Source organism: Fulvivirga lutimaris (assembly GCF_009711525.1).
Taxonomy (GTDB): Bacteria; Bacteroidota; Bacteroidia; order Cytophagales; family Cyclobacteriaceae; genus Fulvivirga; species Fulvivirga lutimaris.
This window is the reverse complement of record NZ_SMLV01000225.1, coordinates 1-6,455: the sequence shown is the minus strand read 5'-3', so window position 1 is coordinate 6,455 and position 6,455 is coordinate 1. Positions and strand designations below refer to the sequence as shown.

General features: G+C 38.3%; 1 protein-coding gene. It reads right to left on the bottom strand.

The annotated features are described in order from the left end of the window. On the bottom strand, positions 1–6,455 hold a 6,455-nt coding region (locus E1140_RS02550), incomplete at both ends, for a fibronectin type III domain-containing protein (RefSeq protein ID WP_246202694.1).

Below are 6,455 nucleotides of genomic sequence, written 5' to 3'. Positions count from 1 at the left end.
CTCATTGAAATCAGAAGAAATTAAGTTCGGAGACTTTATTACTCTTCCTACATTATCTACCAAATACACTTGTCCTATTTTATCATTAGTTCTAATCCTAATCTGACTATCAAATGGATTGGGATAAACTTTAAACTCAGGAACTAATGCTTCATTCGACTCAAGATTAAGTTGATCTGATACATCTGCTGATTGCCTTGCATTAGCATCCTCTCCTAGTACATCTGAAACATAAATAACTATTGCACCAACATGAGCCAGTGTAGCACCTTCCATTGAATTCATATCCAAGAAAATCTCTCCATTCTCATCTGCCAGAACACCATCTATCCGAACGGTATTGCTGGTATTGTTGTAAGCATCAAGTGTTACAGTCTCTCCATTAATTGTAAAGTCAGTACCCCGCTTATCAATAGTTCGGCTTCCAAAGAATTCAAAATCATATTGACGCGTTAGATTAAGGTTTGAGAATTTAAATGTTGCCACCTCTAGTTGTTCAATCCAAAAGTATGACTGAATAACAACATCTGGAAACACCCCTGAATCATTACCAGTTGTTGCTCCTCCGTTACCACTATTGGCAAAAGAAGTTCCCATCGAGTTCGATACAATGTCCATATCAACACCTGAAGGTGAGCCATCATCTGTCAGTAAATTCGAGTATGTATTACCAACAAAAGGCTCATTGTTAGTATTATTCCATGGCGAACCAGCCACTGCCCCTACTCCACCAATATTTATGTAAATCGAATTACGCAGTGTAGATGATCCAACCACTGAAGTATAAGGAGACTCTCCTTCTGAGTTGACAGATCGCAATTTATAATAATAAGCCTGCGCTGTTGCCAATCCTCCATCTTCATAGCTTTCCACATCAACCCCTACTGTTGTTACTAAACTAAACGGTCCTGTTTCATCTTGAGAACGATAAACTTCAAAGCCCGTCTCATTGTTAGAGTTATCTGACCATTCCAAAGTAATTGAACTTTTTGATGTTGCTTTCGCTGATAAATTCAACGGCTCCCCTGGTAGTGATGACGGTTCATAATAATGCAATTCCATGGCATTAATATATGCCCATGATGAACCTGCTGCTCGCGCAACACCAACTACTATCTCTCCATTTACATCTGGACTTACAGCATTAATGCGTACAACCCCATTTGAGTTATTCCGGGAATTTAATGTCACTCTTTTACTACCAATGGTATATTCAGTAAACCTGTCTTCGGTTATTCCTGCTCTACTGGCAAAAAATACAAAATCATAAAGTTTTGATGGGTCAAGATCAGTGAATGAAATTCGTTTCGTTGTGTTCGAATTGTCAGCATAGTATGTGCTCATAGCTATATCTGGATACATTCCTGAATCATCTCCCGTAGTAAACCCTTGGCTATTACCTCCCGACCAACCATCTAATAAAGCTGCATCAACCGTTGTTGTTGAACCCTCTGTTGTCAATAAATTAACAAAACTCTTTCCTGCAGATGGAAAAGTGTTAGTATTATTCCATGGACTACCCGCCTCACCCTCAACACTAAAATTGATAAGGATTACATCTTCTATTCTATCTGTAACGGTTAATTGTAAGTCTATAGGTGTTGTACTTAAAAGATTGTCTGAGTTATCATAATCCTTTATCAGCACCTGAACCGCATAAGAACCTATGTCTGTAACTGATGGGGTAAAACTTAATGACCCTATTCCATTGCCCATAGAAGTGTAACTACCAAAAGCAGGTAAATTCACAAATGACACCTCTAACCTGTCACCATCAAGATCCGTAGCTACAACATCTATATCAGTCTGAACATCTATCAATGCTGTCTGTTCAAGTTCAAGCTCCAGTTCTGGGGCATTATTATTGGTGCTTATCTGGATAATAGATGTACTACTCTCTCCATTGCCACTGAACGCTGACACACGATAACTGTAAGCAGTATGACCAACCACAGATATGTCTTCATAACTAGTTGCATCTACACCCACCGTTCCTACTACTTCTTCTTCTTCTCCTAAAGTACTTCTATAAATTTTATATCCTTGCTCATTAAATGCAATGTCTGTCCATTCCAATACAACCTTATTAGTTGACGTTAGGCTTGCCACTAAATCTCCAGGATTGGCAGGAACTGAACCATCATCAAAACGTGATTCTATAATCATTGAATTTAAATAACCATAGCTTGCCCCAGAGCCTAATGTCACCGTCATTAAAATGTCTCCATTTACATCAGGAACTAACCCTTCAAGTCTTGCTGTATTTGATGTATTCTGAGTAGCATTTACTGAAGCACTTTCACTACCTACTGTGAATACAGTTGTTCTATCGCCATTACTATTTCTACTACCTAGCATCTCTAGGTTGTATATATAGTCAGGATTTAAACCAGATATCCTAACCTGCTCAGGTACTGAATTTGTCCAGAAGTATGATAGCATTACTGCGTCAGGGTAAATTCCGGAATTAACTCCACCTGAAACTGAGCTTCCACTAAAATCTGATTCTAAACTAATTGATATTGGAGTTAACGTTCCATTTGAATCAAGTAAATCATTAATGGAACTCCCTATTGAACCATCCCCAAGCATATTATTCCATGGGGCATTAGCTTCTCCACCTGATGCTCCAAAGTTTACAAATACTTCATAATTTGGATCAAACTCATTAACTGTTACATTAATAACAGCGGTTGCAATGCCTAAATTTCCATCATTTGCTGTAACATTAACCGCATAGTTACCAGCATCAAGCAACCCAGGTGCGAAGTTCAAAGTTATCTCATTACCATCCACAGTCGATGCTAACATAACAGGCGCATTAGTAATATTCCAAGTAATGGCATCACCATCAAGATCAGATGCTGTTAGAACAACGGTTGCCTCATCACTCTCATTCATAATTACATCTTCAACACCTTCAATTTCAGGAGTATAGTTTGAATTGACAATCATATCAAATGACAGTTCAAACAAACCTCCAAAATTATCAGCAATTGCTACAACAAGATTATCATACGTACCCTCATCAGCAATCGAAGGTTGGACAATTATTTCTGCTGTTGCATCACCATAATCTACTAATTCAGCGAATGATGGCAAGTTAGCACTTGTAATAAACACTTCGTCACCGTCTGCATCTGATGCATTAATAAAAATACTACTTTCTCCATCAAACCTTATTGAAATATCTTCAATCGTGCTTGCCGTTGGGTTAGTATTTGCAGTCATTACTTCAATTTCAATAGGAACAGATGCTCCTCCGTCATTAACTGCCACGAGCTGGTAGAAGTATGTCAAGTGAGGGAATAAGCCACTATCGCTGAATGAAGTCTCATTCTCTGGTACTTCCTGAATTAACTCAAAACTGCCTTCAGTTCCGTTTAGGCTTCTGTATAGTTCATAATTCAGCTCACCAAACACATCATCCCAAGAAAGATCTATGGTACTGGTTGTTGCTCCGGATAAACTAAAATTACTTGGTGAAATTGGAGCTTGTGGCAAGCCTGATGTGGTGGCTGATGCCGATGTTGGTATATCTAAGTCAAAATATGTACCGGTTATCGTAAATTCTCCATTATTATTACTTCCTCCCCATCTATCAGCATAAAATTCCAAATCTCCATCAAGATATCCGTAAGCAATACCATTAACTGCCCCTGACTGTCCTTTGAGATCAGTAATAGCATCATTTGTAAAATCAACTTCTGCCAATAACACATCTGAATCTAAAGGTGTAAAGTCATAGTAAGAATTATTATTATCATATTGCCATGTCGATCCATTAAGACGAACAGCTATCAAATTAGAGCTATTACTACTGTTAGGTAAAGCTGTCGCAAATCTTGTAAAAACATTTTCTTCACTATACATTATATATCCATCACCACTGGCATTGTCTATTGCTGCAATACCATAATTAATATCACCTAATTCTTTAGAATTCGATGCAAAGAACTCTGATTGACCATACTGTCCTAGTGCTACAATTTGATAGTGATAAGTAGTTCCTGATTGTAGGCTTTCGTCAAGATAGCTTGTAGAGCCAGATGGGAGCGTTGCAATCGCTCTATACTCAGGGTCTTCATCCGTTGCTCTAAAAATCTGGTATCCAGTTTCATCAGCAGCATTGTCGACCCATGTTACATTAACACTTTTGTAATCAATAGCAATAGCACTGACGCTTGATGGATTCACCGGAGCAGTTCCGGGTATCTCAAAATCTTCTCTTAATACAGCATCAGGAATAAAGCCCTTAGAAACTCCAGGGCCAGACCATCTTACTTCAAGTCTTTCACCTCCACCTCTTTCAAAAAAAGTTACAAAAATAGGATGTGTGCCTTCTGTCAAATTGATGGTCCCGCTTCTTTCACGACTTCCATGCAATCCATCATTATTAACAATAAGATTACTTTCATTAAATCCTCCTATATATAATTTACTTCCATCATCAGATGAAGTATAGAATGTATATCTCCCATCCGTGGGTATTTGAATAAAGCCTGAAAACTTATAAGCAAAATTGTCATTAACTTCTCTCGTACTGATATCAAAATTATTTGATGTACCTTGCTTCAATGGTGCGTGTGCACTAAAATCGGGCAATAAACTTAATCCGTCAATTTCATAATATTCATAATTAACACCAGAAACAACAGGAACTCCAGTAACATGATTACTTTCAGCAGAAGTATTACCTACAGCATCTCTGGCTCGTACATAAATGTCATAAACTTCATATTTCGTAAGGCCTGGAATCTCAAATGTTGTCGAAGTTGAAACAAACGTTTTCCTTGAATTTAGATATATATCATAAGCCACTACAGCAACATCATCCGTTGCCTCATTCCAAGAAATTGAAATCGAATTTCCAGTTGTAGCAGTTATGTTCAGATTCGATGGGCTCGTTGGTTTATTTGTGTCAATATTCGTTGTAACACTCAAAAGATTACTTTGGGCTGAAGCACCAGTGGCGCCAACGGATCTAATCTTATAGAAATAATTAGTATTTGTAGTAAGCCCCAAATCAGTATAAGTGGCTACATCCGCCTCAGTGCGGTGTACATACTCAAAAGGTCCCTCTTCAGACAAACTTCTATAAATCTCAAAGCCGAGCTCATTTAAAAATGGAATTGGGTTTTGATCCCAATTGAGTTTAAGTTGAGTTTTGTCAACATTAGAAGCTCTTAAATTAGAAGGAGCATCAGGTTTGGGGTTGCCATCTGCGCTTACTACAGTAAAAGGGTCACCAAAGCTACTTGAACAACCTCCGAATTCTTTGACCTGCGCGATATAATCACCAGGTGTAGCATCAGCAAATACCCTTGAATTAGAAACAACTGCTCCATTCTTTCTCCACTCATATTCAGCATACCCTTCAGGAAGTTCCAAAGTAGTATTTGCGCTCCCATCAAGTGCCGGCAAAACATAACTCATATTTTCTGCAACCGAGATGGGTGGCGTAACTGTTGCTAATTTTGTAGATATAACAACAGGTTCACTCCAATCTGTCCAATTACCTCCTCGACTAAACCTAGCTGTATAACTACCGAGCTCTGTCACTGTAAATTCATTTGAAGTTGCTCCATTAATTAAGACTCCATCTTTACGCCACTCATACGCGGTAAAACCTGCCGTTAAACCTAGCTTTATATTAACTGGATCTTCGGGGCAAATTTCAGTAAAACCATAAAAGACATGTATTCTATTCTTAGTATGATCTAAAAACCATTCAAAGAAATCAGAAAAGGCATAAGCTGTGTTCCAAGTGCCATGACCTAAATTATCATACAAGTAATACTCTATATCTCCACCATTCGTTTCATATTGGGCAACCAGAGATGCAGCCTCTTCAGGTGTTGGATTCCCATCCTTCCCACCTTGAATTAATCTTACTGGAACATGAATAGACCCTAAGTTAAATACTCCATTACTAGCGGCAGACATTGGGAATCCAGCAGCAAAAACATGTGGCAAATCTCTGATTAATTGCCATGTAATAAGGCCTCCTCGTGAGAACCCATTTGTATATACTCTGTCTCTATTAACTGGAAGTTCATTTATCAATTTATTAACCAAAGATTCAATGCTTGCAGAACTAACAAATCCAGTTTCAGTTTGCCAAAAAACAACAAACCCACGGAATCTGTCAGATACCACAGCATCTCTATGCTGTTTACCTCCATGCTTAAGCTGTTCATTGTTGTCTGCTCCTCTTTCACCTGCACCTGTATTAAAAATCATTAAAGGAAATTCTTCTCCTTCTGGAAATGTCCATGAATTTGTCGCACTATTATATTCGACACCGTTAGGTGGAATAATTCTAAACCATAACCCTTGATAAATAAATGGCAGGTAATCAGAAGTGTCCCAATTAGTACCAACATCAGAGTGTCCCCAAGGACTCAGTTGATTATAAGGAGGGTTTTCCTCAGGAAATGGAATTTCTTGAGCAG